This is a genomic window from Williamsia sp. SKLECPSW1 (assembly GCF_054332755.1).
Window position 1 is genome coordinate 517294 of sequence record NZ_JBTGLI010000002.1, and the last position, 14624, is coordinate 531917.

Here is a 14624-nt window from a genome sequence, read left to right on the forward strand (position 1 = left end):
CACGCGGGGTCCCGTCGTCGGTGACCGCGATGGTGTGTTCGCTGTGCGCGGTCATCGATCCGTCGGCAGCGCGCAGCGTCCGCCCGTCGGCATCGACGACGAGGTCGGGTCCACCCCGCGACCACCACGGTTCAAGGGCCAGGGTCATCCCGGGACGCAGGCGCAGGCCCTTCCCTGCGCGGCCCCGGTTCGAGACGTGCGGACCCTCGTGCATGGTGCGTCCGAGCCCATGGCCGCCCGCGTCCAGGGTGAGCACGTCACCGTCTCGGAGGATCTGGTCGCGTGGGCGACCGTGCAGCACCGCGTCGTCCGGCGACAGACAGATCACGGTGCGAAACGGCCTGCGCCCGAACGAGTGTGCGTAGTCCCAGTAGCAGGATCGCCCGCCGCGAGGCATGGAAGGGCTCCCGCGCCGGTCGCCTCGCCGGCTGAGCGCCGACGTCACCCCAGGTCGGCGAGGGCCGCGCGCACCAGATCGAACGCGATGGTCGCCGGGTAGCCGCGCCGGGCCAGCATCGCCACCAGGCGACGGGTGTGCCGATCGCGGTCAGCGCGGTCCGCCACGTCGGCGGCGGACAACGAGCCCACCTTGCGGGCGAGGAGTTCTTTCGCGCGTGCACGTTCGTCGTCGTCGTCGACGAGCGACAACGCGTTCTCCGCGACGGCAGGGTCCACGCCCTTGGTGCGCAACTCGTCGCGCAAGGCGATGCGTCCTCGTCCGTTGTTGCGGTGTCGCGATTCGACCCACTGCCGTGCGAAATCGGCGTCGTCGAGGAGACCCGTGGCGGTCAGACGGGTGAGGGTTCGCTCGACCTCGGCAGGCGGGAAATCCTTGTCCAGCAACCGGGTCCGCATCTCCGAGCACGACCGCGCCCGCACTCCGAGCGGACGCAGCGCACTGTCCCACGCAGACGGACCGTCACGGTCCTTCTCGCCGGGACCCCGCGCCGACCCGGACGGGTCGACACGGGGTCTGGCGACGATCTCCTCGGTCGCCGACCGCAGGTGGTCGATGGCGTGTGGATCCACCATGTCGCTCCGGCGGCAGGAGGTCAGAAGTCGACGGGCGCCGGGGCGATCTCGTCGGCGTCGAGGACGGCTCCGATACCCAGCTTCTCCTTGATCTTCTTCTCGATCTCCTCGCGGATGTCGACGTTCTCGATCAGGAACTTGCGGGCGTTCTCCTTGCCCTGCCCGAGCTGGTCACCCTCGTAGGTGAACCACGAGCCGGACTTGCGGATGAATCCCTCGGCCACACCGAGATCGATGAGCGAGCCCTCGCGGCTGATGCCGTGGCCGTAGAGGATGTCGAACTCGGCCTGCTTGAACGGCGGGGACACCTTGTTCTTGACCACCTTGACGCGGGTGCGGCTGCCGACCGCGTCCGTGCCGTCCTTGAGTGTCTCGATACGACGGATGTCCAGGCGCACCGAGGCGTAGAACTTCAACGCCTTGCCGCCGGTGGTGGTCTCGGGCGAGCCGAACATCACGCCGATCTTCTCGCGCAGCTGGTTGATGAAGATGACCGTGGTCTTCGAGTTGTTCATCGCACCGGTCATCTTGCGCAGCGCCTGACTCATCAGGCGGGCCTGCAGACCGACGTGGCTGTCACCCATCTCGCCCTCGATCTCCGCACGCGGCACCAGAGCGGCGACCGAGTCGATGACGAGGATGTCGAGCGCACCCGAGCGGATCAGCATGTCGGCGATCTCGAGCGCCTGCTCACCGGTGTCCGGCTGGGACACCAGCAGGGCGTCGGTGTCGACACCGAGCTTCGCGGCGTAGTCGGGGTCGAGGGCGTGCTCGGCGTCGACGAAGGCGGCGATACCGCCGTTGGCCTGGGCGTTGGCCACCGCGTGCAGGGCGACCGTCGTCTTGCCCGACGACTCCGGCCCGTAGATCTCCACGACACGGCCACGGGGCAGACCGCCGATGCCCAGCGCGACGTCGAGCGCGATGGACCCGGTCGGGATGACCTCGATCGGCGGGCGCACCTCGTCCCCGAGGCGCATCACCGATCCCTTGCCGAAGTTCTTGTCGATCTGGGCCAGCGCCAGATCGAGGGCCTTCTCGCGGTCCTGCGGTGCGGTTGCCATGATGCTCCTCGGGTCTCGTGCGGCCCGTCTACGAGCCGGTCGTCCTGCTGTTGTGGGTCACGCTAGGACCGACCACCGACAATCTCGCCGTCGGCGGCGGTCCGGGCTGTGGACCACGACCATCTGTGGATGACCGCGGTCGGTGTCGGGACCGAACAGAGACCACGATATCCGAACACGCGTTCGAGCTGTGGGTGCGACACGCGGGGCGTGTCGCCGTCACCAGCGGTCGCGGGGGACGTCGAACTCGCGGCAGTAGGCCAGCCAGACAGCCTTGGGGTCGACGCCGTCGTCCAGCGCGCGGGCACCGGTGCGGCCGTCGAACTCGACGAACACGTGGTCGCGCAGCATGGACTCCGCGGCGATGGTGCCGAACTCGGTGTACATCAGCTCGGTGAACTCGGTGAGACGCATCGTCTCCCGAGCCTAATCACCTCCGGCGGGCGGCGATCACCGCATGGCACACGGCGACCGGATCCTCGACGCGATCGAGCCCGTCCGCGGCCCGACGGGCGGCATCGGCGATCGCCGGGTCGGCGAGCACGTCGAGACAGGCCGCACGGAGGGTCTCGACACCGAGGGGCCGCACGCAGGCCCCGACGCCGGCCCGGCGGACCCGGTTGGCCAGCTCCCACTGATCCCCGCCACCGGGGACCGCGACGACGGGCACACCGGCCGAGAGGCTCTTCGCCAGCATCCCGTGCCCTCCGCCGCACACGACCATGTCCGCGTGCGTCAGCAACTCGTCCTGTCGAGCGGTCCCGGCGACCGCCCAGTCCGGTAGCGCGCCGACTTCCACCTCCAGTGCCGAGATCACCACCCGCACATCCGTTCCCGTCACGTCGGGGTCGAGCGCCGCGAGTGCGGTGACCACCAGGTCCGGGACGCCGGTGGCCGCGGTGGAGGGCGCGACGACGACGATCCGACCGTCACCCGGCGGTGGCGCGAACACCTCGTCGGTCGGCTCCCACAGCAACGGGCCGACGACGTGGGTGCGCGGCGGCCAGTCGGGACGCGGGACCTCGAGCACCGGGAGGGTGGCGACGAGCCGGGCGGCGGGTCCGGGCGCCTCGGGTGGCAACCCGATGGTGGCCCGTGCCTCGCCGCGCTGCCGCTCACCCACCGCCCGGGAGCGGGCGGTGAGGGTGCGCATGATCGTGTCCCGTACGCGTCCGCGGAGCCCTGTCCCGGGGGCCAGGCCGCTGCCGATCGGCGGCAGACCCCGCGAGGGCTCGTACAACGGGTGCGGGGAGAGCTCCACCCACGGGATGCCGAGTGTCTCGGCGGCCCATCCGCCGCACACGGTGATGACGTCGCCGACCACGAGATCCGCGTCCACCTCGGCGAGGGGGCCGAGCAGGTCGGTCGTCATCGTGGCGGCCCGGACGCTGAGCCGGGCGCCGGCGTCGAGGTCGTCGCCGTCCGTGCGGTGCAGTCCGGGCAGCGGCAGGAGCGACACCCTGCGGTCGGCCTCGGTCCGCGTCCGCCACCGCGCCGACCACTCCGTCCCAGTGAACACCACGACGTCGTCGCCGGCGGCGGCGAGGCGCCGAGCGAGGGCTGTCGCCGGGATCGCGTGTCCCGCATCGGGTCCCGCGACCACAGCGACGCGCATCGTGCATCCTCCTGCCGGGGACGGCCCTCCTGCCGGGCCGGGAACTCTCAGACGAGCGGGTCGTCGGCCTTCGCGGCACCGCCCGACGAGCGGGTCGCCCAGCGGTACACGGTGAGGGCCCCGATCACGACGAGAGCGAGAACAGCCAGCGCGGCGGCACCTTTCACCAACGCCACGACGAGTCCGAACAGCAGCCAGACGGCCACCACGGCCAGTGCGATCTTCCACCACATGACGGTGCTCCTCCAGGTCACGCCCGGCGACGCTCGCCGGTCCGTGCACCCAGACTCCCGCCCGGCCGACGCGATGTCACCGGTGTGTGCGGGATCCGGGGGAAAGATCGGGGACTCCCCCGAGACGTCCCCCGGCGTCGCGATCAGGCGTTCTCGGGGCCCTTCGTCAGGTCCGTACGGCCGTTCTCGATGCCGGGCGTGGACGACCCACCGGAGCCGGACGGCAGCTCGCCCTTCATGTTCGCCCGGATCTGCTCCAGGCGGGAGTGGCCGGCCATCTGCACGGACGCCTGCTGCACCTCCGCCATGCGGCCGCCGACGGTGTTGCGGGACAACTCGGCGGACCCGAGGGCGGTCGCGTAGCGGCGTTCGATCTTGTCGCGGACCTGCTCGAGGCTGGGGGTGTTGCCCGGCGCGGAGAGCTCGCTCATCTGCTGCAACGAGGTCGACACCTGCTCCTGCATCTTCGCCTGCTCGAGCTGCGAGAGGAGCTTCGTGCGCTCGGCGAGCTTCTGCTGCAGCCGCGCCGAGTTCTGCTCGACGGCCTGCTTGGCCTGCGCGGCCGCCTGCAGCGACTGGTCGTGCAGGGTCTTGAGGTCCTCCACACCCTGCTCGGCGGTGACGAGCTGCGCCGCGAAGGCCTCGGCGGCGTTGGTGTACTCGGCGGCCTTCGCCGGGTCGCCGGAGGCGGTCGCCTGATCGGCGAGGGTCAACGCCTGGCGGGTGTTGGCGTTGAGCTTCTCGACGTCCTCGAGCTGACGGTTGAGCTTCATCTCCAACTGGCGCTGGTTGCCGATGACGTTGGCAGCCTGCTGCGAGAGCGCCTGGTGCTGACGCTGCGCGTCCTCGATGGCCTGCTGGATCTGGATCTTCGGGTCGGCCTTCTCGTCGATGGTGGCGTTCCCGTAGGCCATCATGTATCGCCAGGCCTTGACGAATGGGTTCGGCATGGATGCCCCTGTCCTCGATGAGCCGCGGTCGGCGGACCTCGCGGGCCCGCGCCGCATCGTGCCCTCCAATCTAGCGGGCGTGGCGACGGTGACCACACGAACGGTGCGTGGGACGCACCGCGGTGATCACGCGGCGGTGAGTGCCCCCGACTCGGCGGGCGCCGGGATGACGACCTTGGTGACGGGATCGATACGCGAGTCCGAGCCGACGGCGGCACGGCGCATCGCGGCCCCGGCGTCGCTCACGACGTCACCGATCTCGACGCGCAGGGCACCGCAGATCGACGCCAGCAGTTCGCTGGACGCCTCCTTCTGGCCGCGCTCGATCTCCGACAGATAGCCCAGGCTCACGCGGGCGTCGGTCGAGACCTGACGCAGGGTGCGGCCCTGGTCGATGCGGACACGGCGAAGACTGTCGCCGAGTGCCTCGCGTAACAACGCTGCCATGTGCGGTCCTCCTCCGACCTCACCCGGTGGAACGCTCGATGCCCGCGATGCGTTCCCGGGAGGTTCGGACGACTCTAGTCGGGGCGATCCGACGCCGCCGGACGTGTGCGCTCACGCCTGTCGGCGGCGCCCGTCGGCGCGGACGCGGACCGCGCGCCACACGTAGTCCATGCCGGTCACGACGGTCATGACGATCGCGGCAGCCATCACCACGACCGCCGCCCAGTGCACCGGCTCGGGCAGCGGGAGGATGTAGAGGCCGATGGCCACGGCCTGCAGGAGCGTCTTGAGCTTGCCACCGCGACTGGCCGGGATGATCGCGTGTCGCAGGACCCAGAACCGCAGGGCCGTGACGCCGAGCTCGCGCACGATGATCAGCACGGTGACCCACCAGGCGAGATCGGCGAGCAGCGACAGCCCGACGAGTGCCGCACCGATCAGTGCCTTGTCGGCGATCGGGTCGGCCATCTTGCCGAAGTCGGTGACCAGGCCGCGGCTGCGTGCGATCCGGCCGTCGATCTGGTCGGTGACCGCCGCCACCGCGAACACCACCCAGGCGACGACCCGCCACACCGGGTCGTGTCCGCCGTCGACGAACAGCGTCACCAGGAACACCGGCACCAGCACGATGCGGAAGACGGTGAGCGCGTTGGCGAGGTTGACGACGGGGACGTCACTGACCGGATCGGAGATGGGGTCGTCGTGGCGGGCCCGCATCGAGTTGCGCAGGCGGTCGGTCATCGCCGGTGTCCCGGGACGGGGGCCGGTCGGGGTGCCGGGGCCTCACCCGAGCCGGGCGCGGAGAGTGTCGGGCACAGTCCACGATCACCGTCGATCGTCCCGTGTCGCGCGTCACCCACGGGGACGACCCTATCGGCCGGTCGAGCCCCGGTACCGCGCAGGTCACCGATTACTGTGTCGCGCATGGCAGACGACCCGCACCCGGTCGTGTCGGACCCGTCGATGTCGCGACCCGGCGACGTGGTCATCCGCCGCGCGCGCACGTCGGATGTGGGTCGTGTCAAAGAGATCATCGACATGTACGCCGGTCGGATCCTGCTCGAGAAGAACCTGGTGACCCTCTACGAGGCGGTGCAGGAGTTCTGGGTCGCCGAGGTCGGCGGGGTCGTCGTGGGGTGCGGCGCACTGCACGTCCTCTGGGCCGATCTCGGCGAGGTCCGCACGGTGGCCGTCGACACCGCCTGCGTCGGCCACGGCATCGGCCATCGCATCGTCGACCGTCTGCTGGCCTCCGCGCGGGACCTGCAGTTGACGCGCGTGTTCGTCCTGACCTTCGAGACCGAGTTCTTCGGCCGTCACGGCTTCGTCGAGATCGACGGCACCCCGGTGACCGCGGAGGTCTACGAGGAGATGTGCCGCTCCTACGACGCGGGTGTCGCGGAGTTCCTCGATCTCAGCTACGTCAAACCGAACACCCTCGGCAACACCCGGATGCTCGCGACCCTCGACTGAGGGGCGCGAGCACCACGGGCGTCGTCGCCGTCCGTGGACCTGTCAGGCGTCGCGACCCGACGGCGCGGTCGAGGTCGGGACGTGCGGATCCGAGGGCGGGGTGGGTCCGTCGCCGTCGCGCCGCGAGTCCGATCGGGACTTGAGGAGGCTCGCCACGGTGGTGACCACCAGGACGCCGACGATGATGGTCAGCGACAGGCCCGTCGAGAACTCGGGGACCGTGATCGCCTCGCCGCCGTTGAGGAACGGCAGGGTGTTCTCGTGCAGGGCGTGCAGCACCAGCTTCACGCCGATGAAGCCGAGGATGATCGACAGTCCCCACGACAGGAACACGAGCTTGTCGAGCAGTCCGTCGAGCAGGAAGAACAGCTGCCGCAGGCCCATCAGGGCGAAGGCGTTGGCGGTGAACACGATGTACGGCTCGGTGGTGAGACCGTAGATGGCGGGGATGGAGTCGAGCGCGAAGAGCACGTCGGTGAAGCCGATGACGATGAGCACCATGAGCATCGGGGTGGCGAGACGCTTGCCGTTGATCTTGGTGAACAGCTTGTCGCGGTTGTACTCGTCGGTGGTGCGCAGGTACTTCTTGACGAACTTCATGATGGCGCTGTCGGCCTCGACGTCCTCGTCCTCCGACGACGTCGCCTCCCGGATCAGCTTGACCGCGGTGTAGATGAGGAAGGCGCCGAAGAGGTAGAAGACCCAGCTGTAGGCGTTGATGGCAGCCGCACCGACGGCGATGAACGCGCCGCGCATCACCAGCGCCATGACGATGCCGAGCAGGAGGACCTTCTGCTGGTACTCCCGGGGCACCGCGAACTTCGCCATGATGATGACGAAGACGAAGAGGTTGTCCACCGAGAGGGCCTTCTCGGTGATGAAGCCGGCGTAGTACTCACCGCCGTAGGTGCCGCCCCACTGCCACCACACGAAACCGCCGAAGATCAGCGCGATGGTGATGTAGACCGCGGACCAGGCACCGGACTCCTTGAGCGACGGTGCGTGTGGTGTGCGGACGTGGGCGAAGAAGTCGAAGACGAACAGTCCGGCGATCACCACGATGGTGACCAGCCAGACGGTCAGGGACACGTTCACGACAGGATTCCTCCAGCTCTCCATGCAAGGGCGCCAGAGGTCTCTCCCACCCGATCATCGATCGGGCCGACATCCCGGAACACGCGCGTTCTCCGGTGATCGGCACCGGGTACACCCGTGAACGTATTGACGAGACTGCCGCGACAGGGATACTCCCCTCGAAAGCAAAGACCACTTTACCTTTGGTTGGTCACGCGTGCATCGTCGCAGGTCAGAGGTGAGCGGATTCGGACGATGCCGTCATTCGTCCTCGTCGCCCGCGACGCCACCACGGATCGAGGCCATCACACCGGCCAGGTCCTCGGGCTTGACGAGCACCTCGCGGGCCTTCGATCCCTCACTGGGTCCGACGACACCGCGGGTCTCCATCAGGTCCATCAGGCGGCCCGCCTTGGCGAAGCCGACGCGCAGTTTGCGCTGCAGCATCGACGTCGACCCGAACTGGCTGGACACGACGAGTTCGATGGCCTGCAGCAGGTCGTCGAGGTCCCCGCCGATGTCGGCGTCGATGTCCTTGGCGTCGGACGCCTTCTGTGTGGTGACACCCTCGTCGTACTGCGGCTGCGCCTGCTCCTTGGCGAAGTCGACGACCGCCGCGATCTCCTCGTCGGTGATGAACGCACCCTGCATGCGGATCGGCCGGTTCGCCCCCATCGGGATGAACAGTCCGTCACCCATACCGATGAGCTTCTCGGCGCCGGGCTGGTCGAGGATGACCCGCGAGTCCGTCAGCGACGAAGTCGCGAACGCCAGTCGCGACGGGACGTTGGTCTTGATGAGACCGGTCACCACGTCGACCGACGGACGCTGGGTGGCCAGGACCAGGTGGATGCCGGCGGCGCGCGCCTTCTGCGTGATCCGGACGATCGCGTCCTCGACGTCCTTCGGGGCCGTCATCATCAGGTCGGCGAGCTCGTCGACGATCGCGAGGATGTAGGGATAGGGGCGGTACACGCGCTGCGACCCGAGCGGCGTGGTGATCTCGCCCGACCGCACCTTGGCGTTGAAGTCGTCGATGTGCCGGACGCGCGACGCCTTCATGTCCTGGTAGCGCTGCTCCATCTCCTCGACCAGCCACGCCAGCGCTGCGGCGGCCTTCTTCGGCTGGGTGATGATCGGCGTGATCAGGTGCGGGATGCCCTCGTACGGCGTGAGCTCGACCATCTTCGGGTCGATGAGGATCATCCGCACGTCGTCGGGGGTCGCGCGGGTCAGCAACGACACGAGCATGGAGTTGACGAAGCTCGACTTGCCCGAGCCGGTGGACCCGGCGACGAGCAGGTGCGGCATCTTCGCGAGGTTGGCCGAGACGAAGTCGCCCTCGATGTCCTTGCCGAGGCCGATGACCAGCGGGTGCTTGTCCTTGCGCGTGGTGGGCGCCTTGAGCACGTCGGCGAGGCGCACCATCTCGCGGTCGGTGTTGGGCACCTCGATGCCCACGGCCGACTTGCCGGGGATGGGCGCGAGCAGCCGGACGTTGTCGGTGGCGGCGGCGTAGGCGATGTTGCGGGCCAGCGCGGTGATCTTCTCGACCTTCACACCGGGCCCGAGCTCGACCTCGTAGCGGGTGACCGTCGGGCCGCGGGTGAAGCCGGTGACGGCGGCGTCGATCTTGAACTGGTCGAGCACCGCGCTGATGCGGTCGATCATGTCGTCGTTGGACGCGCTGCGTGTCCGCGGCGGGTCACCGTCGACGAGCAGTGAGGCCGGCGGGAGGCGGTAGTCACCGTCGACGGCGCGTTCCACCAGCTCGTCGGTGTCGGCGACGGCCGCTGCCGCCGGCGGGGCCGAGGGCGTGGCCGCAGGGGTCTTCTTCGCCGGTGTCCGACGCCGTCGCGGGAGGACCTCGGTGACCTGCTCCGGCGACGCGGCGTCGGCGGAGTCGTCGATGACGGGTTCGGTCAGGGCCTCGCTCGCGGTCACCGGTCGATAGCGGTCGGCAGGCGGGTCGGGCGGGTAGTTGTCGTACGGGTCGTCGCCGTAGCCGGCGGGCTCGTCGACGGGCAGTCCGTCGTCGAGCGCCTGCGGGTCGTCGTCGTACCAGTCGTCGGCGTAGTCGTCCGCCGGGTGCCGGTGACCGATGCCGAGGTACTCCCCGGCACGGGTGATCGCCTCACGGACCGTCATACGCAGTGCCAGCAGGACGCCGAACACCATGCACAGCAGCAGGATCGGGACGGAGACCCAGGCGGTCAGCCCGGCCGTCAGCGGTCCCGCCGCGGCGAACCCGAGGAACCCGCCGGCGCGCAGCCGGCCGTCGAAGTCGATCGGCGCCCCCGCGACGAGATGCCACAGACCCAGGACCGGGAGGCCGATCAGCAGCACCACGCCGATCCGTCGCCCGCGGTCGGCCGGGTTGGGCCCACGACGCATGAGGGCCACCGCGGCGACCACGGCGAGGACGGGGACGACGACCGCACCCGATCCGACGATCGCGCGGACCAGGGTGTCGACGAACGCTCCGACCGGCCCCGCGGCGTGCAGCCACACCGAGGCGCCGACGAGGATCGCCGCGGCGATCAGGCCGAGGGCGACGCCGTCGCGGCGGTGGCCGGTGGGAGCGGGACGGCCGGTGACGACGGTGGCGGAGTCCGCCGGCTCCGACGGGTCGTCGACCGGGTCGAGATCGTCGGCGAGGTCGAGCTCACGCTCGTCCGGGCCGGCGTCGGGATGCGCCCCGACCCGTGCGATCGACCCCACACCACGGGCCATGGCCATCCAGCCGGCGCCGAGTCCACGACCGACTCCCCGCCCGACCGCACGCGCGGCCGATCGCCCGGCTGCGGCGTTGTCGACGCGGTCGTCGACCATCGTCGCCGTGCCGCGGCGGGTGGAGGTCGCCCGGGTGGCGGAGGTCGACCGTGTGGCCGGGGACCGTGACCCGGACCGGGCGCCCGCACCCGACCGGGCCGAGGATCGTGACGACGCGCCGCGGGAGGTGGTCGATCGGCTCCTGGTGGAGGCGGTGGCGGTGGTGCCGCCACGGCGGGACGCGGTGGCGCGGCGTCCCGAGGCGGCCTTCGACTGCGAGGTGGACGCAGCGGACCCGCGGGCCGTCGACTTGGGGCTCATGCCGCTCAGGATAAACCGCATCCGTCACAGAAGCCCCGTCCACCTCACCGGCCACACGGGCGGTGTGTCTGATTCGTGATGTGGCTCGGTGTCAGATGCCGCGCGAGGCCCCGCGCACGGTGTCGACGGCGTCGGTGGGCCCGTCGAAGTCCAGTCGGGCCGCGTCACGACCGAAGGCGAAGACGAGCAGCTCACCCACGTCACCGGTGATGGTGACCGCGGGTCCCGACCCGGTGGTCACCAACTCACCCTCGACGGGGTCGGCGAGGGTGACCCGGGCCGGGACGGACCGCAACGTCGGCTTCCCGATCCGCCGCAGTGTCGTCACCAGGGCCGATCGCAGCTCGGTCGGCAGGGTGCGGGGTTCCCAGCCGGCGACGGCACGGCGGACGTCCTCATGGTGGACGAAGAACTCCGCGGTGTTCGCCAGGCCCTCGACCAGCCGGAACGGCGACCACACGGGCGGTCCACCGGCGAACCGCGTCACCAGGGCGTCGTAGTCACCGCGGGCGTAGGAGTTCTGGACGCGTTCGGTGTACCCGGCCAGGAACGGGATCAGGATCCCCGGCGACGCATCCGGTCGACTCTCCCGGACCACCAGGTGCGCGAGGAGGTCCCGGGTGGTCCACCCCGAGCACAGAGTGGGCGCGTCGGGACCGGTCTCACGGAAGGTCTCGGCGAGGGCTGCACGTTCGTCGGCGACGGCACTCATGGACCGAGACTATCGGTCCGTCGCGTCGCCGTCGGCGATCAGCGCTGGTCGGACACGCTCAGCACGGTCGGGACGATCATCGGCCGCCGGCGGTAGGTGTCGCCGACCCACCGCCCGACGGTCCGTCGGATCGACTGGGCGATGCGGTGGGTGTCGGTGACGCGCTCGGCGGCGAGGTCGGCGAGCGCGGAGTGCACCAGCGCCGCCGCATCCTTGAGCGCGGTCGGATCGTCGGAGAAGCCGCGACCCGACACCTCGGGGGTGCTGACGAGGTGGCCGTCGGTGGAGTCGATGACGACGGTGATCGCGATGAATCCGCCTTCGCCGAGCACCAGACGTTCGGAGAGCGTCGACTCCCCCACGTCGCCGACGGAGAGTCCGTCGACGTAGACGTGGCCGACCGGGACGCGGCCGACGATGGTCGCCACCCCGTCGACGAGGTCGACGACGACACCGTCCTCGGCGAGGACGACGCGTTCGGGGTCCACCCCTGTGGCCTCGGCGAGCGCCGCGTTGGCGCGCAGGTGTCGCCACTCGCCGTGCACCGGCATCGCGTTGCGGGGACGCACCGCGTTGTACAGGTACAACAGCTCGCCGGCCGAGGCGTGACCGGACACGTGGACCTTCGCGCTGGCCTGCGTCACGACCGTCGCACCCCGCTTGGCGAGACCGTTCACGACGGTGAACACCGAGTTCTCGTTGCCCGGGATCAGCGACGACGCCAGGACGACCAGGTCGTCGGCGTGGATGTTGATCTGGCGGTGCTCGCCGCGGGCCATGCGCGACAGCGCGGACAGCGGTTCACCCTGCGAGCCCGTGGAGACGAGGACGACGCGGTGATCGGGAAGCGTTGCCGCCGTGTCCATGTCGACGACGACGCCGTCGGGTACGGAGAGGTAACCGAGGTCCTGTGCGATCTGCATGTTGCGGACCATCGACCGCCCGACGAAACAGATCCGCCGGTCGTGGGCCGCGGCGACGTCGACGACCTGCTGGATGCGGTGCACGTGGCTCGCGAAGGACGCGACGATGACCCGCTGACGGGCCTTGCCGATGACGGTGTCCAGGACGCCGCCGATGTTGCGTTCCGGGGTGACGAACCCGGGCACCTCGGCGTTGGTGGAGTCGACGAGGAACAGGTCGACACCCTCGTCGCCGAGACGGCTGAAACCGGCCAGGTCGGTGAGGCGACCGTCGAGCGGCAGCTGGTCGAGCTTGATGTCGCCGGTGTGCAGCACGACGCCCGCCGGGGTCCGGATGGCCACGGCGATCGCGTCGGGGATCGAGTGGTTGACCGCGAAGTACTCGCACTCGAACGGACCGTGGTTCGTGCTGTCGCCCTCGGCGATCTGCACGAGCGTCGGCCGCTGACGGTGCTCGCGGCATTTCGCGGCGAGGAGCGCGAGGGTGAATCGTGAACCCACGACCGGGATGTCGCCGCGCAGCCGCAGCAGGAACGGCACGGCACCGATGTGGTCCTCGTGACCGTGCGTGAGGATGATCGCCTCGACGTCGTCCATGCGGTCCTCGATGTACCGGAAGTCCGGGAGGATCAGGTCGACGCCGGGCTGCTGGTCCTCGGGGAAGAGGACACCGCAGTCGACGATCAGCAGCTTGCCGTCGTACTCGAAGACGGTCATGTTGCGGCCGATCTCACCGATGCCGCCGAGGGCGACGACACGCAGACCGCGACGAGGCAGCTTGCGTGGTGTGCCGAGTCGGTCCATGGCGTCACCGACAGGCTGCGACGCGGGACGCGGGGCGCGGTCGCGGGACGGTTCGACCGAGGCCGGGCGTGGCTGGCGGCGACGGGGGCCGGAGTTCTTCGGTGTGCGCGCGGACGGTGCGCCCGCGGACTTCTCGGCCTTCTGCGCCTTCTCCGGTGCTGGGTCGGCGGCTGCGGTCTCCGGCGGCGTGGCGGCCTGCGCCGGTTCCGGCGGGGCGGTGGGCTGCGTCGGCTCGGGTGCGGGCGGACCGGTGGGACGGCTGGCGCGCTTGCGACGACGGTTGGGCGGATGGGTCACGAGAGCACCTGCGCGGCACGCAGATCGGCGATGAGCTGCTCGATCTGGGGCCCGGTGGCAGGTACCTGCGGGAGACGGGGGTCGCCGACGTCGATGCCGAGGATCCGCAGTGCCGCCTTCACCATCGTCACGCCACCGAGGCGTCCCATGGCGTTGACGAGCGGGATCATCGAGATGTTCAGCTCTCGTGCGGTGACCATGTCTCCCTTCGTGACCGCGTCGAGGAGATCGCGCAGGCGGTCGGGGACGAGGTGCCCGATGACCGAGACGAATCCGCTGGCGCCGACGGCCAGCCACGGCAGGTTGAGTGCGTCCTCGCCGGACAGGTACTCCAGTCCGGCGTCGGCGATGAGCGATGCCGCGGAGTTGAGATCGCCCTTGGCGTCCTTGACTCCGACGATGTTCGGATGGCGGGCCAGCTCGAGCAGGGTGCGGTGCTCGATCGGGATCACCGATCGCGGCGGGATGTCGTAGAGCAGCACCGGCAGTGGCGTCGCGTCGGCGATGGCGGTGAAGTGCGCCAGCAGGCCGGTCTGCGGTGGCCGCGAGTAGTACGGCGTCACGACCAGCAGACCGTGGGCGCCACGCTTGTGGGCCTCCACGGAGAAGCGGATGCTCTCGGCCGTGTCGTAGCTGCCCGCGCCCTGGGTGATGCGGGCGCGGTCCCCGACCGCCTCGACGACGGCCGACAGCAGGTCCAGCTTCTCGTCGACGGTGGTGGTCGGCGACTCCCCTGTCGTGCCCGAGATGACGAGACCGTCCACGCCCCGCGAGACGAGGTGTTCGGCCAGCTCGACGGACCGCGGGATGTCCAGGGAACCGTCGGGATGGAACGGCGTCACCATCGCCACACCCACCGTTCCGAACGGGTGCGGCCCGTGCAGGGCAGGGGCGCTGTTCATGGTGG

General features: G+C 70.0%; 14 protein-coding genes and 1 pseudogene. 1 reads left to right on the top strand and 14 read right to left on the bottom strand.

Features of this window, described 5'->3' with window-relative positions; all coding sequences use genetic code 11:
- Nucleotides 1-4: 4 nt before the first annotated feature.
- From ACXVUM_RS18270 to pgsA, 9 genes and pseudogenes are all read right to left on the bottom strand, one after another.
- Nucleotides 5-391: pseudogene (locus ACXVUM_RS18270) on the bottom strand (M24 family metallopeptidase); the annotation flags it as partial.
- Nucleotides 392-441: 50 nt separating this feature from the next.
- Complete coding sequence (locus ACXVUM_RS18275) at nucleotides 442-1032, bottom strand: regulatory protein RecX (protein ID WP_458523330.1); 591 nt, start codon at nucleotides 1030-1032, stop codon at nucleotides 442-444.
- 20 nt (nucleotides 1033-1052) lie between these two features.
- Entirely contained in the window at nucleotides 1053-2096 is a 1044-nt protein-coding gene (gene recA, locus ACXVUM_RS18280) for a recombinase RecA (protein ID WP_458523331.1), read from the bottom strand.
- Nucleotides 2097-2315: 219 nt separating this feature from the next.
- Nucleotides 2316-2510, bottom strand: coding sequence for a DUF3046 domain-containing protein (locus tag ACXVUM_RS18285; protein WP_458523332.1), 195 nt, complete (start codon nucleotides 2508-2510; stop codon nucleotides 2316-2318).
- A gap of 16 nt (nucleotides 2511-2526) precedes the next feature.
- Nucleotides 2527-3711 (bottom strand): glycosyltransferase, encoded by a 1185-nt coding sequence (locus ACXVUM_RS18290; protein WP_458523333.1) that lies wholly within the window; start codon nucleotides 3709-3711, stop codon nucleotides 2527-2529.
- Nucleotides 3712-3758: 47 nt separating this feature from the next.
- The gene (locus tag ACXVUM_RS18295) at nucleotides 3759-3965 is read right to left on the bottom strand and encodes a hypothetical protein (RefSeq protein WP_458523334.1); all 207 of its coding nucleotides are present in this window, start codon (nucleotides 3963-3965) and stop codon (nucleotides 3759-3761) included.
- Between the two features lie 122 nt (nucleotides 3966-4087).
- Nucleotides 4088-4894 carry a PspA/IM30 family protein gene (locus ACXVUM_RS18300; protein WP_458523335.1) on the bottom strand — a complete coding sequence of 269 codons (807 nt, stop codon included), beginning with the start codon at nucleotides 4892-4894 and terminating at the stop codon, nucleotides 4088-4090.
- A 126-nt stretch (nucleotides 4895-5020) separates the two neighbouring features.
- Nucleotides 5021-5341: a helix-turn-helix domain-containing protein gene (locus tag ACXVUM_RS18305; protein ID WP_458523336.1), complete on the bottom strand. Its 321-nt coding sequence runs from the start codon at nucleotides 5339-5341 to the stop codon at nucleotides 5021-5023.
- Nucleotides 5342-5452: 111 nt separating this feature from the next.
- Nucleotides 5453-6082, bottom strand: a complete 630-nt coding sequence (gene pgsA, locus ACXVUM_RS18310; protein WP_458523337.1) for a CDP-diacylglycerol--glycerol-3-phosphate 3-phosphatidyltransferase — start codon at nucleotides 6080-6082, stop codon at nucleotides 5453-5455.
- Between the two features lie 222 nt (nucleotides 6083-6304).
- Here pgsA and ACXVUM_RS18315 point away from each other — a divergent pair, with 222 nt between their 5' ends.
- A complete protein-coding gene (locus ACXVUM_RS18315) occupies nucleotides 6305-6814 on the top strand; it encodes an amino-acid N-acetyltransferase (protein ID WP_458523562.1) in 510 nt (169 codons plus the stop codon).
- Nucleotides 6815-6856: 42 nt separating this feature from the next.
- On the opposite strand, the gene ACXVUM_RS18320 is transcribed toward ACXVUM_RS18315, so the two are convergent.
- The 5 genes from ACXVUM_RS18320 to dapA all read right to left on the bottom strand — a co-directional run bounded on the left by ACXVUM_RS18320 (nucleotide 6857) and on the right by dapA (nucleotide 14619).
- The gene (locus ACXVUM_RS18320) at nucleotides 6857-7909 is read right to left on the bottom strand and encodes a TerC family protein (RefSeq protein WP_458523338.1); all 1053 of its coding nucleotides are present in this window, start codon (nucleotides 7907-7909) and stop codon (nucleotides 6857-6859) included.
- A gap of 240 nt (nucleotides 7910-8149) precedes the next feature.
- Nucleotides 8150-10981, bottom strand: a complete 2832-nt coding sequence (locus ACXVUM_RS18325; RefSeq protein ID WP_458523339.1) for a DNA translocase FtsK — start codon at nucleotides 10979-10981, stop codon at nucleotides 8150-8152.
- A 91-nt stretch (nucleotides 10982-11072) separates the two neighbouring features.
- Nucleotides 11073-11693 carry a TIGR03085 family metal-binding protein gene (locus ACXVUM_RS18330; RefSeq protein WP_458523340.1) on the bottom strand — a complete coding sequence of 207 codons (621 nt, stop codon included), beginning with the start codon at nucleotides 11691-11693 and terminating at the stop codon, nucleotides 11073-11075.
- A gap of 38 nt (nucleotides 11694-11731) precedes the next feature.
- A complete protein-coding gene (locus tag ACXVUM_RS18335; protein WP_458523341.1) occupies nucleotides 11732-13717 on the bottom strand; it encodes an RNase J family beta-CASP ribonuclease in 1986 nt (661 codons plus the stop codon).
- On the bottom strand, nucleotides 13714-14619 hold the full coding sequence (gene dapA, locus ACXVUM_RS18340) for a 4-hydroxy-tetrahydrodipicolinate synthase (RefSeq protein WP_458523342.1): 906 nt from the start codon (nucleotides 14617-14619) through the stop codon (nucleotides 13714-13716). Before dapA ends, ACXVUM_RS18335 begins: the two co-directional genes overlap by 4 nt.
- Between the last annotated feature and the right edge of the window lie 5 nt (nucleotides 14620-14624).

Excerpts from the sequence above, each read along its gene's own strand:
- ACXVUM_RS18330 (WP_458523340.1), bottom strand. The coding sequence starts at position 11,693 with ATGAGTGCCGTCGCCGACGAACGTGCAGCCCTCGCCGAGACCTTCCGT.
- ACXVUM_RS18300 (WP_458523335.1), bottom strand. The coding sequence starts at position 4,894 with ATGCCGAACCCATTCGTCAAGGCCTGGCGATACATGATGGCCTACGGG.
- dapA (WP_458523342.1), bottom strand. The coding sequence starts at position 14,619 with ATGAACAGCGCCCCTGCCCTGCACGGGCCGCACCCGTTCGGAACGGTG.
- ACXVUM_RS18305 (WP_458523336.1), bottom strand. The coding sequence starts at position 5,341 with ATGGCAGCGTTGTTACGCGAGGCACTCGGCGACAGTCTTCGCCGTGTC.
- recA (WP_458523331.1), bottom strand. The coding sequence starts at position 2,096 with ATGGCAACCGCACCGCAGGACCGCGAGAAGGCCCTCGATCTGGCGCTG.
- ACXVUM_RS18325 (WP_458523339.1), bottom strand. The coding sequence starts at position 10,981 with ATGAGCCCCAAGTCGACGGCCCGCGGGTCCGCTGCGTCCACCTCGCAG.
- ACXVUM_RS18290 (WP_458523333.1), bottom strand. The coding sequence starts at position 3,711 with ATGCGCGTCGCTGTGGTCGCGGGACCCGATGCGGGACACGCGATCCCG.
- ACXVUM_RS18315 (WP_458523562.1), top strand. The coding sequence starts at position 6,305 with ATGTCGCGACCCGGCGACGTGGTCATCCGCCGCGCGCGCACGTCGGAT.
- ACXVUM_RS18275 (WP_458523330.1), bottom strand. The coding sequence starts at position 1,032 with ATGGTGGATCCACACGCCATCGACCACCTGCGGTCGGCGACCGAGGAG.
- ACXVUM_RS18285 (WP_458523332.1), bottom strand. The coding sequence starts at position 2,510 with ATGCGTCTCACCGAGTTCACCGAGCTGATGTACACCGAGTTCGGCACC.
- pgsA (WP_458523337.1), bottom strand. The coding sequence starts at position 6,082 with ATGACCGACCGCCTGCGCAACTCGATGCGGGCCCGCCACGACGACCCC.